General features: G+C 44.9%; 17 protein-coding genes. 9 read left to right on the plus strand and 8 right to left on the minus strand.

Going from position 1 to position 18,998, the window contains the following annotated elements; translation table 11 throughout:
* Positions 1–20 precede the first annotated feature (20 nt).
* Genes OCU50_RS05170 through OCU50_RS05180 form a run of 3 tightly spaced genes read left to right on the plus strand, consistent with a single transcriptional unit; the run spans position 21 to position 2,975 of the window.
* Positions 21–1,040 (plus strand): glycosyltransferase family 2 protein, encoded by a 1,020-nt coding sequence (locus tag OCU50_RS05170; RefSeq protein WP_060467467.1) that lies wholly within the window; start codon positions 21–23, stop codon positions 1,038–1,040.
* Positions 1,037–2,524 (plus strand): ArnT family glycosyltransferase, encoded by a 1,488-nt coding sequence (locus tag OCU50_RS05175; RefSeq protein WP_060467438.1) that lies wholly within the window; start codon positions 1,037–1,039, stop codon positions 2,522–2,524. The genes OCU50_RS05170 and OCU50_RS05175 overlap by 4 nt, the downstream gene beginning before the upstream one ends.
* Positions 2,511–2,975, plus strand: coding sequence for a GtrA family protein (locus OCU50_RS05180; RefSeq protein ID WP_060467439.1), 465 nt, complete (start codon positions 2,511–2,513; stop codon positions 2,973–2,975). The genes OCU50_RS05175 and OCU50_RS05180 overlap by 14 nt, the downstream gene beginning before the upstream one ends.
* Positions 2,976–3,059: 84 nt before the next feature.
* Here the strand turns inward: OCU50_RS05180 and OCU50_RS05185 are convergent, their stop codons facing one another.
* Positions 3,060–5,399: a YgiQ family radical SAM protein gene (locus tag OCU50_RS05185; protein WP_082710321.1), complete on the minus strand. Its 2,340-nt coding sequence runs from the start codon at positions 5,397–5,399 to the stop codon at positions 3,060–3,062.
* Between the two features lie 235 nt (positions 5,400–5,634).
* Here OCU50_RS05185 and OCU50_RS05190 point away from each other — a divergent pair, with 235 nt between their 5' ends.
* Together OCU50_RS05190 and OCU50_RS05195 are read left to right on the plus strand one after the other, a co-directional pair.
* Positions 5,635–6,315 (plus strand): hypothetical protein, encoded by a 681-nt coding sequence (locus tag OCU50_RS05190; RefSeq protein ID WP_060467441.1) that lies wholly within the window; start codon positions 5,635–5,637, stop codon positions 6,313–6,315.
* 113 nt (positions 6,316–6,428) lie between these two features.
* A complete protein-coding gene (locus tag OCU50_RS05195) occupies positions 6,429–6,629 on the plus strand; it encodes a DUF4250 domain-containing protein (RefSeq protein WP_017055091.1) in 201 nt (66 codons plus the stop codon).
* Between the two features lie 112 nt (positions 6,630–6,741).
* On the opposite strand, the gene OCU50_RS05200 is transcribed toward OCU50_RS05195, so the two are convergent.
* Entirely contained in the window at positions 6,742–7,653 is a 912-nt protein-coding gene (locus tag OCU50_RS05200; protein ID WP_060467442.1) for a LysR substrate-binding domain-containing protein, read from the minus strand.
* A 281-nt stretch (positions 7,654–7,934) separates the two neighbouring features.
* Here OCU50_RS05200 and metE point away from each other — a divergent pair, with 281 nt between their 5' ends.
* Positions 7,935–10,298, plus strand: a complete 2,364-nt coding sequence (gene metE, locus OCU50_RS05205) for a 5-methyltetrahydropteroyltriglutamate--homocysteine S-methyltransferase (RefSeq protein ID WP_060467443.1) — start codon at positions 7,935–7,937, stop codon at positions 10,296–10,298.
* Between the two features lie 80 nt (positions 10,299–10,378).
* Here metE and OCU50_RS05210 read toward each other — a convergent pair whose 3' ends face one another.
* From OCU50_RS05210 to OCU50_RS05230, 5 genes are all read right to left on the minus strand, one after another.
* On the minus strand, positions 10,379–10,774 hold the full coding sequence (locus OCU50_RS05210; RefSeq protein ID WP_060467444.1) for a GspS/AspS pilotin family protein: 396 nt from the start codon (positions 10,772–10,774) through the stop codon (positions 10,379–10,381).
* A 1-nt stretch (position 10,775) separates the two neighbouring features.
* Complete coding sequence (locus OCU50_RS05215; protein ID WP_004741234.1) at positions 10,776–11,072, minus strand: YciI family protein; 297 nt, start codon at positions 11,070–11,072, stop codon at positions 10,776–10,778.
* Positions 11,073–11,265: 193 nt separating this feature from the next.
* Positions 11,266–11,664 carry an acyl-CoA thioester hydrolase YciA gene (yciA, locus tag OCU50_RS05220; RefSeq protein WP_017061510.1) on the minus strand — a complete coding sequence of 133 codons (399 nt, stop codon included), beginning with the start codon at positions 11,662–11,664 and terminating at the stop codon, positions 11,266–11,268.
* Positions 11,665–11,931: 267 nt separating this feature from the next.
* A complete protein-coding gene (locus OCU50_RS05225; protein ID WP_060467445.1) occupies positions 11,932–12,498 on the minus strand; it encodes a septation protein A in 567 nt (188 codons plus the stop codon).
* Between the two features lie 209 nt (positions 12,499–12,707).
* The gene (locus OCU50_RS05230; RefSeq protein WP_060467446.1) at positions 12,708–13,598 is read right to left on the minus strand and encodes a LysR substrate-binding domain-containing protein; all 891 of its coding nucleotides are present in this window, start codon (positions 13,596–13,598) and stop codon (positions 12,708–12,710) included.
* Positions 13,599–13,778: 180 nt separating this feature from the next.
* On the opposite strand from OCU50_RS05230, the gene hisC reads away from it, so the two are divergent.
* Both hisC and OCU50_RS05240 read left to right on the plus strand, forming a co-directional pair.
* Positions 13,779–14,903, plus strand: coding sequence for a histidinol-phosphate transaminase (hisC, locus tag OCU50_RS05235; RefSeq protein ID WP_060467447.1), 1,125 nt, complete (start codon positions 13,779–13,781; stop codon positions 14,901–14,903).
* Positions 14,904–14,913: 10 nt separating this feature from the next.
* The gene (locus OCU50_RS05240; RefSeq protein ID WP_060467468.1) at positions 14,914–15,687 is read left to right on the plus strand and encodes an ABC transporter substrate-binding protein; all 774 of its coding nucleotides are present in this window, start codon (positions 14,914–14,916) and stop codon (positions 15,685–15,687) included.
* Between the two features lie 119 nt (positions 15,688–15,806).
* On the opposite strand, the gene OCU50_RS05245 is transcribed toward OCU50_RS05240, so the two are convergent.
* Positions 15,807–17,126 (minus strand): dicarboxylate/amino acid:cation symporter, encoded by a 1,320-nt coding sequence (locus OCU50_RS05245; protein ID WP_370736474.1) that lies wholly within the window; start codon positions 17,124–17,126, stop codon positions 15,807–15,809.
* Between the two features lie 410 nt (positions 17,127–17,536).
* Between OCU50_RS05245 and OCU50_RS05250 the strand changes: the two genes are divergently transcribed.
* Positions 17,537–18,943 (plus strand): NfeD family protein, encoded by a 1,407-nt coding sequence (locus tag OCU50_RS05250; RefSeq protein ID WP_060467450.1) that lies wholly within the window; start codon positions 17,537–17,539, stop codon positions 18,941–18,943.
* Positions 18,944–18,998 lie beyond the last annotated feature (55 nt).

Here is an 18,998-nt window from a genome sequence, read left to right on the forward strand (position 1 = left end):
AAAAAATGGAAGAACGTATTATGTCTGAACTTCACATTAGCCGCCCTAAGATATCCACATCGCAGATTAAACCTCCGGTATCTCTTTCAATCATTGTGCCTTTCTACGATGAACAAGAGGTGCTGGAAGAGTTTCACTCTCGCCTGACTAAGGTTCTCGATAGCTTACCGATCACGAGCGAAATTGTTTATGTCGACGATGGCAGTAAAGACAACAGCTTGGACTTGGTGAGTTCATTCACTTCAATCAACAGCTCAATTTCTGTTATTGGTTTAAGCCGTAACTTTGGTAAAGAGTCGGCCATGAGCGCTGGCCTTGAGCATTGTCGCGGACAAGCGGTGATCCTGTTAGATGCAGACCTGCAAGATCCGCCGGAGCTTATCCCACAAATGGTTGCCAAGTGGCGCGAAGGCTATGACGTCGTCAACATGCAGCGCAGCCAGCGTGACGGTGAAACCTGGTTTAAGAAGTTTTCAGCGGCGAGCTTTTACAAAGTCATGAACGTGGCTGCGAAGATCGATGTTCCTGAAAATGTCGGTGATTTTAGACTGTTGAGCCGTGAGGTCGTCGACCATATCAATCAACTTCCTGAACGTAATCGCTACATGAAAGGCATTTTCTCATGGCCGGGGTTCAGACAAGCGACGATCCAATTTAAGCGCGACGCTCGCTTTTGTGGTGAGACCAAGTGGAACTACTTGAAGCTGATTGGCTTGGCGATGGATGGCATTACTTCATTCTCTATTCGACCACTGCGTATTGCAACGGCAGTCGGTGGCCTTGTTGCCCTAACTGCTTTTGTGTATGGGATGGTCATCGTGTTCAAAACCCTGATGTTTGGTGAGCCAATCACGGGTTACCCATCAATGATGGTCGTTCAACTTGCCCTTGGCGGCATTCAACTTTTGAGTATTGGTTTGATGGGGGAATACATAGGTCGTATTTTCATCGAAACCAAGAATCGTCCTTTGTATCTGATCCAATCCGTGGTCGATACACCTGCATTAAAAACACATTTTAAATTAGAGGAGTCAGCATGAGCCTGAACCGAACGCACCTATGGTACTTGTTGGCTTTTGCATTGGTTCTAAGGCTTTTATCTCTGGCAACTTATCCATTAATGGACACCACCGAAGCGCGCTACGGTGAGATGGCTCGTTTAATGGTGGAAACAGGGAACTGGTTAACTCCACAATTCGACTACGGTATTCCTTTCTGGGGTAAGCCGCCGCTGTTTACATGGATGAGTGCTGCCGGTATTGAGCTGTTTGGATTGAGTGAGTTTGCCGTTCGTGCACCTCATTGGTTAGCGGGTGTCGTAACGATCTTGTTGACGGCTTACATGGCGAAACGAACAGGACAAAGTGCTTTGGTCGCAGCTGTTGTATTGGCGACATGCGGGATTTTCTCTATTGCTGCGGGTGCGGTGATGACAGACATCGCGTTAACTTTAGCGATGACCATTGCCATGTTGGGTTTATATCTATGCTGGCTAGGAGGAGAGGGTTGGAAAGAAGAAGGGAATGCGAAGACCAATAGAAATTGGGGTTACGTTGGCTTTATTGGTTTAGCCCTAGGTTTACTTGCAAAAGGGCCAGTAGCGATTGTCATCATGGGTATCGCAGTATTCCCGTGGTTGGTCTTACAACACGGTTTCTTTGGTGCTTTTAAAGCGCTTTGGCGACGTTTCCCATTGTTGTCTGGTCTAGGTGTGATGTTAGTGATTGCTCTGCCTTGGTACATCATGGCAGAAATGGCGACACCGGGCTTTATTGATTACTTTATTGTTGGTGAGCACTTTAAGCGTTTTGTAGTGAGTGGTTGGGAAGGGGATCTTTACGGATCTGCTCACGATGAAACACGAGGCATGATTTGGGTATTCTGGATCCAAGCCGCTGCGCCTTGGTCGATTGTATTGCCGATATTGGCGTTTGCTCGACGTAAGAAAATTGCGGAAATTAACGCTGAGAATAGCGGACTGTTTTCATTCCTTGTGTGTTGGTTGGTTTCACCTCTGATTCTTTTCACCATGGCGGGCAATATTCTTCCTGCTTACGTATTACCGGGCATTCCAGCGCTTGGTTTGTTGGTTGCTATACTTGTGGTGGAAAAAGATAAGAAGTGGTTCTCTAGCGTGGCCTTGGTTCTGCCAGTGTTACTGATGATAGCGATGGTTTACCTAAACCTAGGTAAAGCGAACGAGAAGAGTGACCGTATCATTTTCGAACAGATCACCGATTCATCGCCAAGTTTTTATGTCGGTAAACGACCGTTCTCTGGGCAGTTTTATAGCCACGGGCAAGCAAAAAAACTGCTTGATATCGAACAATTAGATGGCATCGACAAGTTCTATTTGATTGGTAAAAGAGCAGAAGTAGAAACCAAGATTAAAGACAACGCGTTAACGTGTATTTTGGAACCAACGGTAAAAATAAAGCGCGCTCTGTTTAGTTGCCATAGCCAAAACATCAAACCAAATTTGTCGCTGAGCCACATTAGAAGTGCAAGTGATGTTCAGCTTTAACTCAGGGCTGCAAATGTTCAACAACAAGCTTCAGGCACACAGTCAAAGGCTCCAGTCCCATCACAAGATGGTTCGGTTTGCTGTGGTTGGTGTTGGTGGGTTTGTTGTTGATTGTGCGGTGTTTGCCTTGCTGCATTACATGGTTGGTTTTCCTTTAATGACGGCGAGAATTGGATCTTTCATTGCGGCTGCAACGACAACTTGGTTTGGTAATCGTGTGCTGACTTTCGGGTTCAAAGGGCAGGGTAGTTGGTCTGATAAACTGATTCAGTGGCAAAAGTTCATGTTCTCAGCGTCGATATCAGCATTACCGAATCTATTGTGCTTTAAGTTGATGACTGATTTACTGCCAGCGTTTACTGGCGCTGTGTTTATCGCGATGGCTGTTGGTATTTTGGTCGGCATGGTGACGAACTACCTGTTTAGTCAATATTGGGTCTTTACCCGTTAGACTCCCTAGTAACAGACACAAAAAAGCGCAGCTAAATAACTGCGCTTTGTCTTTTATTCTTACGAAGTGTATCGGCTCACAATATTAGCGTTGTGTCGCGCGTTGACGACTCTTTCCGTTACCAGCAGGTTTGCCACTTTGACCATTACCGGCTTTGTTGCGGTTTGGTTTACCGCTTCCGCTTCCGCTGCCATTGCTTTGGTTAGCGTTCCCTTGGATACCGTTGCCGTTACCAGTCGGTTTCTTGCCACCTGGTTTAGGCTTATTACCACCAGATTTGGAATGGTTGCGTGGCTTCTCGCCGCCTAAACCCGGTTGAGCTTTACTGTGCTTAGTTGCAAAACGCTGTGAGCCGTGACGACCAGACTTACGACGTTGTGCCGGTGTTTGTGCATCAAAGTCTTCTTCTGGAATCAAACAGCCCGGCTTGTCACCGATAAGGTGCTTCTTACCCATATCGATTAGCGCTTCACGGATGATTTTCCAGTTTTCTGGATCGTGGTAACGAAGCAATGCTTTATGCAGACGACGTTGACGGTCACCTTTAGGCACAGGCACATCTTCACGTTTCTTATATTTCACGCGCTTCAGAGGGTTAGTCTCTGAGTAGTACATCGACGTTGCATTACACATTGGCGATGGGTAAAAGTTCTGTACTTGGTCACACTCGTAGTTATGCTTTTTCAGCCACAACGCAAGGTTAAGCATGTCTTCATCTTCTGTGCCCGGGTGAGCAGAGATGAAGTAAGGAATTAGATATTGTTTCTTACCGGCTTCAGCGCTGTACTTTTCGAACATCTCTTTGAAACGATCGTAAGTGCCCATGCCCGGTTTCATCATCAGATCCAGAGGGCCTTTTTCAGTATGCTCGGGAGCAATCTTCAAGTAACCACCTACGTGATGAGTCACAAGCTCACGCACGTATTCTGGAGATTCAATCGCAAGGTCATAACGAACGCCTGATGCGACCATTACTTTCTTAATGCCCGGAACTTTTCTCGCTGAGCGGTACAGGTCAATGGTGTGCTGGTGGTCTGTGTTTAGCTTCTCACAGATTTTCGGGAAAACACATGATGGGCGACGACAGTTAATTTCCGCTTTCGGGTCTGAACACCCTAAACGGTACATGTTTGCTGTTGGGCCACCCAAGTCAGAAATAGTACCGGTAAAGCCAGGTACTTTATCTTTAATGTCTTCGATTTCATCCAAAATAGATTCTTTCGAACGGTTCTGAATGATGCGACCCTCGTGCTCTGTGATTGAACAGAAAGAACAACCACCAAAACAACCGCGCATGATGTTAACCGAAGTTTTGATCATGTCGTATGCCGGAATCTTCGCTTTGCCATACATAGGGTGAGGAACACGCTTGTAGGCAAGGCCAAACACGTAATCCATCTCTTCAGTCGTCAATGGAATTGGTGCTTGGTTAACCCAAAGTTCACGGTCTCCGTGACGTTGAATCAAAGCACGACCTGAATACGGGTTTGTTTCCAGGTGTAAAATACGGCTCGCGTGAGCGTAGAGAATACGGTCGTTGTTTAGCTTTTCGAATGCAGGGATACGAACAGCAGTTGTTTTTGCATCGTGACGAGAAGGGCGAATAGCAATGGGTTGTGCCTTTACTTCTTCCACTTTTTCGTCTTTCTTGGTATCACATTGCGTTTCCACTTCGTACGGGTTTACCGGCACGTAAGCTTTGTTCGGCTTTTCGATACGAGAAGAGTCGATGATTTTGAAGCCTTCAGGGGCTGCTGCAATATTGATTGCCGTACCACGAATATTCGTCAGAGTTGACATGTCTTCGCCGTCAGCAATGCGGTGTGCTACTTCAACTAGCGCACGCTCAGCGTTACCAAAAAGAAGAATGTCAGCTTTTGCATCAAACAATACAGATCGACGGACTTTATCCGACCAGTAATCGTAGTGCGCAACACGGCGTAAACTTGCTTCGATACCACCAAGAACGATTGGCGTGCCTTTGTAAGCTTCGCGACAGCGTTGGGAGTAAACCAGAGTTGCACGGTCAGGACGCTTGCCACCTTCGTTGTTTGGTGTGTAAGCATCATCGTGACGTAATTTGCGATCAGAGGTGTAGCGGTTGATCATGGAGTCCATGTTACCCGCTGTGATGCCGAAGAATAGGTTAGGTCTACCCAGTTCCATGAAGGCATCTTTATTGTCCCACTTAGGTTGGGCAATAATGCCCACGCGGAAGCCTTGAGCTTCAAGCAAACGGCCAATGATAGCCATACCAAAGCTTGGGTGATCGACATAAGCGTCGCCCGTTACAATAATAATGTCACAGCTATCCCATCCAAGAGCATCCATCTCCTTTCTACTGGTAGGCAAAAAGGGTGCGGTTCCGTAGCACTCGGCCCAGTATTTTTTGTGTTCGTGAATAGGAGTGATATTGCTGTACATATTTCAACCTCTGATTTTTGAGGCGGGAATTATAGCGGCATGAGACTAGAGTAGCCAGTAGAACATGCCCTTGTTAATTCTAGTGTCTTTAGTCATTTTGGTGAAATAAGACACAAGAGCTACACCTCAGCATAGTTGAAGCGTTAAGTAGAGTGGTTAATTTGCTATTTTGATTAGTGTTCGCAGCAGTTTTTGATATTATTCGCGAAAATAAGTCTGAATAAGTAGATCCACAATGGTTGAATCATTATTAGTACAATTTGCACCCATGCTACTGGGAGCCCAACTGATTTTAACGTTAATCTTAGTGAAGGGTGATATCTGCCCGGGACAACGTGGCCGTATTCACAAGATGTTACCTGCGATTGGCGTGCTTTGGCTTGCTGTTGCTTCATTGAGAATTGAAGCGTTTCTGATCGTATTCGCTATCTTTTACTTCTATTCTCAAGTTCAAACTAAGAAGACACGTGACTCAGGCCCTATCTGGGTGATGTATCTTGCGTGTGGTTTGGCGCTGTCATACGTTGCTATCCAAGCAAGCGAACAGGTAAATCCAGTTGGTATTATTACGACTGTGGTGCTGGTGGCTTTACTGGGTGCTTCTTTCGGACATTTATTGCTGACTATCGCAAGAACGCGCTTACAAGCATTTCACCGCGTTCTGCCTGTTGTGGGCGTATTAAGTGGCATGCTAGTGGTATTGGCGACCGTGATTAACGTTTATTCACTGTCTGAAGCGCAACTAGAACCTGTTATTTCAACCTTATTGTTTAGCTTTGCTTTGCTTATCTCTTCCATCGTGGTGTGGTGTTGGCATTTACTGTTCGTTAAGACACCTGAAAAGCTTCAGCTTACGGTTTCATTGTTGATGTTATTAGCGGCAGCTGTTGGTTTAACGCCAGTTTGGGCACTGTAACTTTGTGCATTGTAACCATTCATCTGATTTAAGAAGTGTGATCTGTTTTTTAGCGTGACCTTGGTAAGCGTTCTAAACTTAACTTTAGTCGGTATGTTCGTAAGGAGTACGGGATGGATTTAAGCAACGTCAAAAGTCTGGATAGCATTATTTTGCTGGGAATTGTGAATGAGAAACTTCGTTTAGAGTGTGACAGTTTTGAAGAGCTGATCAGTATGTATGAAATGGATACAGAAAGTGTTGTGGGTAAGTTGGATATGCTTGGCTATCAATACGATCCACTGACTAACCAGTTTAAGTCTTATTCGAGATAAGTCATAAATTAGCTCATGAATCGACACCATTTAAAAGTCACAGAACGAATCTGTGACTTTTTTTGTTTCTTCCTTATAGTGCTGGCTTGAATCACATCATCATGTATGGATCTTAAACGACTTCAATACCATCAAGGTGACTCTTACTTTGCTGTCTTGCTGTGCTAAAGAAAGCTTGTAGATAGCGTTTGTCTTTTTCTGAGTTTCTTACCGCAGCAAACAGTCGTCGCGATAAGCCGTCGCCCAATGGTTTACTAGCGATTAAACCTTGTCTTGAAAATTCACTGATCGCCCAGTTTGGTAAGGCTGCGACCCCTAGACCAGCAGATACCATTTGCACCAACATTAATGTGTTATCTGCCTGTTTCCATTTCTTCGGCTCTACACCTGCCGGTTGCAAAAAGTGTTTCACTACATCGAGACGTTGCTTTTGAACGGGATAGGAAAGCATTGTCACATTACTAAGATCTTGTGGGTCGATGCTTGGCTTCTCTGCTAAAGGTGAATTAATAGCCGTGATCAAACGCATCTCGAAATCGAAAAGTGGCTCATAGTGAACCTCTGAACGCGGTTGAATGTCTGAGGTGATCACCAAGTCTAATTCACCGGCCATTAATGCGGGTAGAGGTTCAAAACCAAAGCCTGATGAAAAATCGAGCGTTACGCTTGGCCAAGCAACTTGGTATTCCTTCAAAGCGGGCATTAACCATTGGAAGCATGAGTGACACTCGATCGCCATGTGCAAACGACCATTCACATCCTCTTTTAGGCTTGCGAGTTCGTTCTCTGCTTTAGCAATTCTTGGTTGTATCTCATCGGCGAGCTTAAGCAAGATCTCACCCTCAGAGGTGAATTTTACGGGCCTAGTTTTACGCAGGAAAAGCTGACCGCCAATACGAGCCTCAAGGTCTTTCAATTGATGAGAAAGCGCCGACTGAGTCAGATGAAGAGAAGTTGCAGTGGCTGTAAGCGAGCCGCTGTCTCTCAAGGTGGTCAATGTTCGAAGGTGTTTAAGCTCTATCATGAGTATTCCTCATATTCCCTAAGCCAATTCAATATTTCTTAATAATCACCCTACGATGTTTTTGAATTTTTGTAAACGTCTAGATGTCCAGATGGATTTGTATTTTTCACTTTTAGGTTAATCAAGATGAAAATTATTAATAAACAAGATGAATATTTGGACGTTGTTCATCGTGCAGATTAGGGCGATAGTTTAGCCATCCAGACGCCTTGGTGAGGGGTTGAATTACGAACTAAGCAGTCTGACAGGATATTAAAAATTATTGAATAAGGAACAGGTTCATGACTACGACAACGCATATTCTTGGCTACCCACGCATCGGTGAAAAACGCGAACTGAAATTCACACTAGAGAAGTACTGGCGTGGCGAGATTGACCAATCAGAACTTAAGCAGCTCGGCAGCGAACTGAGAAATCGTAACTGGAATGTACAAGCCGACGCGAATCTAAGCTTTGCAACTGCGGGTGACTTTGCATGGTACGACCATGTTTTAACAACGACTTTGCTGTTAGGTCATGTGCCAAAACGTCACGCTGGTGGATTAGAAGATGAAAAAGCCTTCCCAGACTTAGATACCTTGTTCCGCGTTGGTCGCGGGCAATCTCAAACACAAATACAATCTCAAAAGCAGCCAACTTGTTGCGGCGGGAAACATGGTTCAGAAAGCGCCAAAGGTGGTGCTGCGGCATCTGACATGACCAAGTGGTTCAATACTAACTACCACTACATTGTGCCCGAGTTCAGTAAGGACGATTCGTTTGAAGTGAGCTGGCCACAACTGTTTGATGAAGTGAATGAAGCAATTCAAGCTGGGCACAAGGTTAAGCCTGTCCTTCTCGGGCCATTGTCGTATTTATACCTCGGCAAAGAAGTAGAAGAAGATTTTGACCGTTTAACCTTACTTCCGCGTCTGCTTACTGCTTATCAAACTATTCTGGCAAAACTCGCTAAGTTGGGCGTTGAGTGGGTTCAAATCGATGAACCAATCCTTTCTTTGGAACTTGAAAAGCCATGGGTAGAGTCATTCAAGTTGGCGTATCAAGTGATTCAAGGCGATGTGAAGTTATTACTTACCACCTACTTTGATTCGGTGACTGATACGTTAGATAAAATCGTAGAGCTGCCAGTTAACGGTTTACACATCGACTTGGCTGCCGCACCGCAGCAACTCGATGAAGTGGTGGATAAGCTACCTGAAGATTGGGTGTTTTCAGCGGGTGCAATCAACGGACGCAATGTTTGGCGAGCAGACTTAGCTACTCAGCTAGAGAAACTGCAACCTGTGAAAGAGAAATTAGGTGATAAGCTTTGGGTCGCAAGTTCATGTTCATTGCTGCACAGCCCGGTTGACCTTGAGTTAGAGGATACACTCAGCGAAGAAGTGAAGAGTTGGTTTGCTTTCGCTAAACAGAAAGTCACAGAGGTTAGCTTATTGGGTGCGGCGCTAGACGGCGATCAAAATGCCATTTTAGCGTGTGAGACTTACAGTCAACCGATTGTTGCCCGCAAGAGTGCGACCCATGTGAACAAGCCGCAGGTACAGGCTCGTATTAACACCATTACCAAAACCCTAACGGAGCGAAGTGCTCCTTATGCCGAGCGCGCCGCACATCAATCTGAAGTTCTTGGTTTACCGTTGTTACCAACCACCACTATAGGTTCGTTCCCACAAACCGGTGAGATCCGTGTTCAGCGCAGTGCTTACCGCACTGGCAAACTGAGTGAAGCGGAATACAACACCGCGTTGAAAGGTCATATTGCGGATGCGGTGAAACGACAAGAAGCACTTGATTTGGATGTACTGGTTCATGGTGAAGCTGAACGTAACGACATGGTGGAGTACTTTGCTGAAAATCTAGCAGGCTTTCAAACCACTAAGTTTGGCTGGGTGCAGAGCTATGGCTCGCGCTGCGTGAAGCCTGCGATTTTGGTGGCGGATATCGAGCGTGAAAAACCGATGACGGTCGAGTGGTCGACTTATGCTCAATCTTTAACATCTAAGCAGATGAAAGGCATGTTGACTGGGCCTGTGACAATCCTGTGCTGGACATTCCCACGTGAAGACATCTCACGTAAAGAAATCACGAATCAATTAGCATTTGCGCTGCGTGATGAAGTGTCTGATCTACAAGATGCAGGAATCAACATTATTCAGATTGATGAACCTGCGATTCGTGAAGGTTTGCCTCTGAAAAAACGCGACCATGCCGAATACTTAGAGTGGGCAGTGGACGCCTTTAAGATTTCAGCGGCGAGTGCTAAACCAGAAACTCAGATTCATACGCACATGTGTTACAGCGAATTCAATGAGATCATTGATTCAGTGGCCGCGTTGGACGCCGATGTGATTACCATTGAAACCTCTCGCTCGAACATGGAACTGCTCAAAGCGTTTGAAGAGTTCAACTACCCGAATGCGATTGGCCCTGGTGTTTACGATATTCACTCACCAAACATCCCATCACAAGAGTGGATTATTGGTCTACTGAAGAAAGCGGCGGAGAAAATCCCTGCAGAACGCTTATGGGCAAACCCAGATTGTGGTCTGAAGACGCGTAATTGGGCCGAGACAGAAGCGGCGCTGACTAATTTAGTTTCGGCGACTAAGGCTCTGCGCAAAGAGTGGGAAGCTGTTGAAGCTTAAGCATAGATAAAATTAAGATGACTCCCCAAAAACAAAGGCCTCGCAAATGCGAGGCCTTCTGGTTTTATGCTTGTTCGAATTTAGTTGCTGCTCTGACACGTCTCTTTACTGATCAGCTTTTCAACCATCAGTTGTCCGCGAGTGTTGCGAATCTTGATGTTGTAAGCTAAACCCATGTCGAGGTTTGCTCTGACTTCAGAGTTGGTGCAGTAGCTGTTCACACTCATGTCTACAACTTGGTTCAAAGGCTTCGCACCTTTAGCATCTTGGTTGTAGATCATCATGATCTCGATAACGGTGTTTTTTGCCAGTACACGCATAACTGACAGTGGACCATACTCAATCGGCAGGCCAGCAGATAACACGCCAGCACGGTGCTGCGCCATCATCTCGAGTTGTCTTTGTTGATCTTGCTCACTTGAAGCACAGCCTGCAAGCAAAGCCATTGCTAGTGAGCCAATAATCCATTTTTTCACGTTAAAATACTTTCTTGAATGGTTTTACGATGACATTTTGGTAGACACCCGCATCAATGTACGGGTCTGCGTCAGCCCATGCCTGTGCGTCTTCTAAAGAGTTAAACTCAGCAATCACAGTAGAACCAGTGAAACCCGCTTCACCAGGGTTATCTGAATCAATCGCTGGCATTGGACCTGCTGTCAAAAGTCGGCCTTCATCGTGAAGTGTTTGTAGGCGTTCTAGATGTTGTGGGCGAACACTTAGGCGTTTTTCTAATGAGTTTTCGACGTCTTGAGAAAAAATCACGTACCACATATTGGATATCCTTATTTTACTTCACTGAATTGGGGCATTTAAATTCGCTATCTCGCTAATTTACGCGAACTAATGGGTATTGGAAGGGGGAATGATAAGAAATTGTGAAATGGTGCGAGAGAGCAGTATGGCCTTTAGCTAAACCATTTACTGAAACTAAAGACCATTCACATTAATGACTTAGCGAAAAGTACTACTTGTTGATAGGGCGAGGCTTGCCACTTTCATCAACTGCCACGTAGTTGAAGGTCGCGCCACAGACTTTGTAACGGTCACCGATGCCGTGATCAAGGACAGGCTTAACCCATACTTCTAGGTCGATATTCATCGAGCTACGGCCAATCTTAGTGCAGTCACCATAAACACACACGACATCGCCAACCGATACAGGCTGTTTGAATTCAATGCTTGATACTGAAACGGTCACTATCTTGCCGTTTGAGATCTCTTTCGCCAAGATGCCGCCCGCTAGGTCGAGCTGAGACATTATCCAACCACCGAAGATCTGACCCGCTGCATTAGTGTCAGAAGGCATCGCTAATGTGCGAAGAAGTAAAGAACCAATAGGGTTCAAAGTTGATTGAATCGTCATTGTAGTACTCTTGGTGGTATTGATTATTTTAAATAAAAACTGATGTGTTGATTGGTTGATTACATTGGCAAATGAGTGCAATGAACAACAAGAAACCAGATGACCGCTAATTTAGTGAGATTGTCATTAAATAATAGGCTTTATTTTGACCAGTTTCCGCAACACAAAAAAGCCAGTGGCCAATGATCACGCGTATCATTGGCCACTGTTAAATAGCATATTGATAAGAATTGTATCAAAAAGGGAATGAGGACTCATCCCTTAGAGTTACTTCTCGTCGGTATTTTTATCCGTTAACTCTTTCTGCTGGTCTTTTGGCAAATGCTTATAAATATATACACCTGTCAGTAATGTGAACAACAAGGTCGCGATGAGCAGACCAAACACTTTGAAGTTAACCCAAATATCCAACGGCAGGTTGAAGGCAACGTAAACATTGAGGATCGCACACAAAGTGAAGAACAGAGCCCAAGCCCAGTTGATCTTGCCCCATACAGGCTCAGGCAGTGTGATCTCTTTACCTAACATACCTTTAATAGCCGATTTACCCATAAGGTGGCTGACGGTCAGGCCGATAGCGAACAGCGCATAAACGATGGTCACTTTCCATTTAATGAAGTTGTCGTCGTGCAAGAAGATAGTCATGCCACCAAATACGGCAACCATTAGAAACGTGATGATTTGCATTTTCTCTACTTTCTTGTAGATCAAGTACGTCAAAACAATTTGAACAGCAGATGCAACGATCAAAGCACCAGTCGCTGTATAGATGTCGTACATCTTATAAAGCGCAAAGAAAATGATGAGGGGTATGAAATCAAGAATTTGTTTCATGTGGCACTGAATATCCAGTTAGTTGAGTTGCAAACAGTCTAACTAAAATTACTCCGATGCTAAATAGCCCAAGGCAATTGGCTCAAAACTAATTATTTTGGTCGGCCAATCAATTCATCGGCGATGTTTGATAGCGATGAATGAACTTCTTGGTGTCTTCTAAATAGCCTTCACTTTTCAGACTATCTAAGGTGTTCTCTAGATTTTGCTCATTTATCAACGAGCCAATCCACCAAAGTCGATAGTGACGCATTCTGACGATTCTTAGGTTGAATTAAAAAGTAACCATTTCCGGAAAAGACACTGTCTTCACTCACTTTCACCAATCGACCCAAATCGATATCTTGCTGAGCGAGTGTGATATCGCCTATTGCAATCCCAAACCCTTGAATGGCCGCATTCATGGCTTGATCGAGCGTGGCAAATTGTTGGTTGTTCTTGCTTGCAAGGTCGAGGCTCCCTATATGCTCCAACCAAAGTCGCCAATCACTTTGCTCATTGTTGGCGTGTAACCAAGTGTACTGAGCAAGTTTGTGTGGCTTGATAACAGTCGAAGTGCTGTTTATCCGATGGCTCGGCACAATACTCTGTGCTTGGCAGATGGGGGCGAGTTGCTCGTTGAACAGCAGTTGGCTAACAATCGATTGTTGGTTGGGTTTCTTGCCATAGGTAATCACGGCATCGAAGGGGTCAAAGCTTGGCTCAAAAACGTGCTTGATGGTCGATGTAAGCTCAACATCAATCTCTGGGTAAGCCTGTTGAAACGACATTAACTTAGGTAGCAACCAAGAAGTAATACAACTTGGCGCGTTGAGTTTGATCTTAGAGGGTGAAGTGGCAATTTGATTAAGTGCCGATTGCAGTTGCTGAATGGTCCCTTGAATGAGAGGAACCAGTTCTTCCCCTTTAGGCGTTAATGACAAACCACGAGCATGGCGATAGAAGAGATCACAGCCAAGACTTTCTTCGAACGATAACACCTGACGACTCACTGCTCCTTGTGTGACATTGAGTTCATGTGCCGCTCGAGTAAAATTGAGGTGCCTTGCGGTGGATAAGAATGCGAGCAAGGTTTTGGTTGAGGGAAGGGTACGATTCATCTCTTTACCTATGATTTTTTATCATGGCTATTATGTGATTATTTCGATTCATTTATCAATAGTGTTCTGTTTGAATGTAAATACTTAATCATCAATTGTGATTCAATATGTGTATAGTTCGCATTTTTTGAATATGAAGGCAGTGGTGAAGACCTCGTTATTACATGGAAGGGACAGTTTTTGACATCTTTTATTGATAGTTTAGTACCTCAGGCCGTAAAAAAATTAATACCTTATCAATCGGCAAGAAGAATTGGTGGTGATGGACGTATCTGGTTAAATGCCAATGAACTAGAGAACACTTTGTTCGAAGCTGAACCAAGCTATAATCGCTACCCAGATTTCTTACCTCAAGATATTGCCAAGGCGTATCAACAATATTGCGCAACAGAAGCTCCTACAATCGCGGTTCGTGGCGCTGATGAAGCAATTGATCTTCTGATCAGGGCATTTTGTAAGCCAGAACAAGACAAGATTCTTATCTGTTCACCAACGTATGCCATGTATGAGTTTTGCGCTGATGCACTGGCGATTGAAACGCTCGACTCTCCTTTACAGGAAGATTTTAGCTTAAACGTTGCTAACATCGTGAATAAAGCCGAGTTGGCCAATATCGTTTTTCTTTGTTCACCCAATAATCCAACCGGCAATGTGATTCCTAAATCAGATTTGACTCAAGTACTCGAGGGGACCATCGGAAAATCTCTAGTGGTGGTGGACGAAGCGTACATTGAGTTTGAACCACAAACCTCAGCTGTGAATCTTATTGAGCGTTACCCGCATTTAGTGGTGGTCCGTACTTTGTCTAAGGCATTTGGTCTTGCCTCGGTTCGCTGTGGTTTTATTTTAGCTAGCGCAGATGTCATGCAGTATGTCGCTAAACTGATACCGCCATACCCAATGCCAGATTGTTCTTCTCAAATCGTGTTAGACGCTTTATCTGATGAACGAGTGTCAGTGATGAAAGACGCGACTTTAAAGCTTGTTAAGCTACGTAACTGGTTTGCTGGTGAGTTAACGCAGTTTGATTTCATAGAGCAGGTTTACCCATCTTCTACTAACTTCGTGTTACTACGCCACAAGCCTGAGCACGAAGTGTTTAGTGTATTAGCAAAAGATGGCATTGTGACAAGGGATCAAAACCACGAGCCCGCGTTACGTCATTGTGTTCGAATTAGTATCGGCAGCCAAGAGAGTATGTCGGAAGTGATTGAGTCACTTTCGCGCTACCAAGCCGAGCTACAACTAAAACTCAAACCACAAGATCAACAACTTCAATATCAACTTGGTAAAGATCATATCTAGGATGGCAATGATGAAAAAGATAATACTAGGACTCGCGTGTACGGCCGCTTTACTTGGTACAACGGTACAGGCGAAAGAAATCCGTTTGGCATCAGACTTTACGTATCCGCCATTCAACTACAAAAATAGTGAAGGTGTGCCTGTCGGGTTTGATATCGAGATAGCAGATGCTTTGTGTGAGCAAGCTAAGTTAGATTGCACTTGGGTATCACAAAGTTGGGACTCGCTAATTCCAAGCTTATTGGCAAGAAAGTCAGATGTGATCATGGCTTCAATGCGTATCACAGAAGAGCGTAAGCGCAAGATTTTGTTTACTGATAAGTACTACCAAACACCAGCCGTGTTTGTTGCTGCCAAAAGCGCGGAGTTTGGTATTGATGAGAAGGGCTTAGAGGGCAAAACCATCGGCGTACAACAGGGTACGATTCACGACCGTTACGTAACCGATAAGTTTGGTGACATCGTAAACATCAAGCGGTACACCGGTCAGGACGAAGTGTACCTTGATCTGAAAAATGGCCGTTTAGATCTAACGTTTGGTAACTCTGACCAACTATCACTTGCTTTCTTAGACAAGAAAGAAGGGGAGGGTTTCGAGTTCAAAGGCAAAGCAGTGACCGACAAAGCCTATATTGGTGAAGGCACGGCTCTAGCGCTAAGAAAGCAGGATTCAAAACTGGCGAAACAATTCAACACCGCAATCGAAGAGATCAGAGCGAACGGCACTTACGACAAGATCGCCGCTAAGTACTTCACGTTTGATATCTATGGTAGTGATTTGTAATTGAGCTAGCGCTTAAAATTAAATCACCAAAAACAAAAATCCGAGAGCTGTGAGGCTCTCGGATTTTTTCGCTTATGTCCGTGGTATCAATTCAACACCACCAATTTAGCGTTTATTTATTACGCTTGCTGTTTTTGTAGCTCAGTTTCTTTCGCTTCGTCTTCGATTAGAGAATCAACGATGACTGCACATGCTGCATCACCAGTGATGTTCAGAGCAGTACGGATCATGTCGAAGATACGGTCTAGAGCGAACAACAGAGGTAGACCTTCGATAGGGATACCAGCTGCTAGAAGAACCGCAACCACTAGGAAAGAAGGGCCAGGAACACCAGCTTGACCAACTGCGCCTAGTGTAGACGTTACGATGATAGCAACGTAAGCACCCATAGAGAGGTCGATGTTGAACAGCTGTGCAAAGAAGATAGCCACTAGGCCGTAGTAAATTGCGTTACCAGACATGTTGATCGTCGCGCCAAGAGGCAGAACGAATGAAGCGGTAGAGTTACGAACACCAAGCTCTTTCTCTACGGTTTCCATTGTTACTGGTAGTGTTGCCATAGAAGAGGCTGTTGATAGTGCAACCGCTTGGGGTTTCTTCATTGCCACTAGGAACTTCTTCGCAGAAGTCTTAGTGAAGATTTGAATCATCAGTGGGTAAGCCACAAAGCCGAAGATCAGGATCGCAGCGATGTAAACAATAAACAGCTTGAACACAACCATAAGTGCGCCAAAACCGAATGTACCTACTGCTTCTGCCATTAGGCCGAACACGCCAAGTGGAGCGATGATCATAACCTTGTTGATCATCCAAACCATTGCATCAACAATCGCATTTACACCGTTGATGATAGGATCACGCTTCTCTTTTGCTTGTTTAGAGATCGCAATACCAAAGAATAAACAGAAAACAAGGATTTGCAGAATGTTTGCTTCGTTCAGTGATTGGAAAACGTTGGTCGGGATCATGCCTGTAATGGTTGCCCAAAACGTTGGGAGCTCGCCTTTCGCAGCGTATTCAGAAGAGAACATGCCTTCTACGCCAGAAACATCGATACCACGACCCGGTTCGAATACTTCACCCATTACCAGCGCTAGGGCTACAGCAAGTGCAGACGTTAGTGCGAAGTAACCCAGTGTTGTTACACCGACTTTACCAGCCGATGAGCTATTACCTAGACCAGCAGCTCCTGAAATTAGGGCAACCGCGACGAGAGGAATAACCAGCATCTTGATCAAGTTGATGAAGATAGCACCCAGTGGAGCGAACATAGTTGCGCTGTCACCCATCATCGCACCGACTACGGTACCGACGATCATTGCAATAACGACTTGAATGCCGATATTGCTTAGTAAATTCTTTTCTTTTAACACTTCCATAACCTCTGTGCTACTAAATATAAAAATCCCAGAACTACTCACCAATGAACGATGTGCCATTGGATAAATATTTCGATAAGAGTTTTACACGTATCTTTTACATTTATCAATATGAGCTGAGGTGAAAGCCCTCTAAAAACACGTGGTCTAATGTTATTTGTCGCTTTTTTGTGCTCAGGCAAACGTTTGCTTTTGGGTTTTATTGCTCGAATATTTGTTGGATTTATGAAGATTATATTTAAAGGTGCATTTGTGAATGGTTTCCCCCTTCGGTGGTAGAAGTGCTTTGTTAACATTTAGGTTTCATTTGTGCGCTTTTTTTTGCTTATTGGATATGGGGGAGGTATTGATAAGTGTGTTGTGGGAAATTCAGCCTGAGCTATGCTTAAGATAACGAATTATTACCAAGATGTTACCTCTACGCTTTAAATAAACGTCTATTTAGCATCTCAATTGTAAGGAGAGGGGCTATGACTTTTATATTAAAGTACTTGTTTGCGTTTCTTCTGTTGTTTAGCTCTGCGAATGTTCAGGCCGATGATGTCTGGGTGATAGAGGTGAATGGAGGTATAGGTCCGGCGACCAGTGATTACCTCACGAGAGAAATAGAACAAGCCCACGATGAGCAAGCTAAGCTCATCATATTGAAAATGAACACGCCCGGCGGGTTAGATACGTCGATGCGCGACATTATTCGATCCATCACCACATCACCAGTTCCCATTGCGACTTGGGTTGGTCCTGCAGGATCACGCGCGGCAAGTGCAGGGACTTATATTTTACTCGCCAGTCACATCGCTTCTATGGCCCCAGGAACCAATTTGGGGGCAGCCACTCCAGTGTCTCTTGGTGGAGGTAAAGGCCCTTCTAATCCGTTATCCCCACAAGAAGACGCGAATAAAGACGACAACGGCACAGCCAATGAGCAAGGTTCACCTAAAGAAGAGAGCTCCGAGCAAGTAAAAGCCACCACTGCGATGGAGAAAAAGGTGATCAACGATGCTTCCGCTTACATTGTTAGCCTAGCTAAATTGCACAATCGTAATGAAGAGTGGGCAGAAAAGGCGGTGAGAGAAGCAGCGAGTTTGGATTCAGAGAATGCACTCGAATTTAACGTGATTGATTTCATTGCCAGCGATATTCAGCAACTGGTCGAGATGAGCGATGGGCGCACCATCACAATCAACGGTGTCAGCCAGGAAATTCTGCTCAACGAGGTGGCTTTTGTTGAGCGAGAACAAGACTGGCGCTTTAGTTTGCTCTCGGTTATCACCAACCCGAACGTGGCTTATATTCTCATGCTTATCGGCATCTACGGTTTGTTGCTTGAGTTCTATAACCCTGGTGGTGGTTTACCGGGTGTGCTTGGTGGTATTTGTTTGTTGCTCGCCATGTATTCCTTACAAATGCTGCCTGTAAGTTATGCTGGCCTTGCTTTGATCTTGTTGGGTATTGCGCTAATGATCGCAGAAGCGTTTAGCCCGAGTTTTGGTATTTTCGGTTTGGGTGGCGTCGCTGCCTTTACATTGGGCTCAATCATGCTGATGGACACAGAGGTACCGGGCTACCAAATCGCCTTGCCGCTAATTATTGGAATCAGTTTGTTCTCTGTGGCTTTTATTGTTGTAACAATATCAATGCTAGTCCGAGTGAGAAACAGACCAGTGACCACGGGGATGGAAGCCGTGGTTGGCGAGACAGGTAAGGTGGTCAGCGGTTTTCCGGGTACGGGTCGAGTGCTGGTTGAAGGTGAGATCTGGCAAGCTAAATGCGCCGATGAACTGAAAGCGGGGCAGAGTATCAGAGTCACCAAGCTAACAGGGCTTTCTTTGGATGTTGAGGCGCTGCCCGATGAGAGATCATCGAAACCTAGTTAGGCGCGCCATGCAGGGCAAACTTGATCGAATTATTTATTGCTTAACCATCGTTACC

Origin of the sequence: Vibrio toranzoniae, assembly GCF_024347655.1 — a bacterium.
In the GTDB taxonomy this organism is placed as follows: domain Bacteria; phylum Pseudomonadota; class Gammaproteobacteria; order Enterobacterales; family Vibrionaceae; genus Vibrio; species Vibrio toranzoniae.

Coding starts and splice junctions, on each gene's coding strand:
- OCU50_RS05170 (WP_060467467.1), top strand. CDS start 21: ATGTCTGAACTTCACATTAGCCGCCCTAAGATATCCACATCGCAGATT.
- OCU50_RS05175 (WP_060467438.1), top strand. CDS start 1,037: ATGAGCCTGAACCGAACGCACCTATGGTACTTGTTGGCTTTTGCATTG.
- OCU50_RS05180 (WP_060467439.1), top strand. CDS start 2,511: ATGTTCAGCTTTAACTCAGGGCTGCAAATGTTCAACAACAAGCTTCAG.
- OCU50_RS05185 (WP_082710321.1), bottom strand. CDS start 5,399: ATGTACAGCAATATCACTCCTATTCACGAACACAAAAAATACTGGGCC.
- OCU50_RS05190 (WP_060467441.1), top strand. CDS start 5,635: ATGGTTGAATCATTATTAGTACAATTTGCACCCATGCTACTGGGAGCC.
- OCU50_RS05195 (WP_017055091.1), top strand. CDS start 6,429: ATGGATTTAAGCAACGTCAAAAGTCTGGATAGCATTATTTTGCTGGGA.
- OCU50_RS05200 (WP_060467442.1), bottom strand. CDS start 7,653: ATGATAGAGCTTAAACACCTTCGAACATTGACCACCTTGAGAGACAGC.
- metE (WP_060467443.1), top strand. CDS start 7,935: ATGACTACGACAACGCATATTCTTGGCTACCCACGCATCGGTGAAAAA.
- OCU50_RS05215 (WP_004741234.1), bottom strand. CDS start 11,072: ATGTGGTACGTGATTTTTTCTCAAGACGTCGAAAACTCATTAGAAAAA.
- yciA (WP_017061510.1), bottom strand. CDS start 11,664: ATGACGATTCAATCAACTTTGAACCCTATTGGTTCTTTACTTCTTCGC.
- OCU50_RS05225 (WP_060467445.1), bottom strand. CDS start 12,498: ATGAAACAAATTCTTGATTTCATACCCCTCATCATTTTCTTTGCGCTT.
- OCU50_RS05230 (WP_060467446.1), bottom strand. CDS start 13,598: ATGAATCGTACCCTTCCCTCAACCAAAACCTTGCTCGCATTCTTATCC.
- OCU50_RS05240 (WP_060467468.1), top strand. CDS start 14,914: ATGAAAAAGATAATACTAGGACTCGCGTGTACGGCCGCTTTACTTGGT.
- OCU50_RS05245 (WP_370736474.1), bottom strand. CDS start 17,126: ATGGCACATCGTTCATTGGTGAGTAGTTCTGGGATTTTTATATTTAGT.
- OCU50_RS05250 (WP_060467450.1), top strand. CDS start 17,537: ATGACTTTTATATTAAAGTACTTGTTTGCGTTTCTTCTGTTGTTTAGC.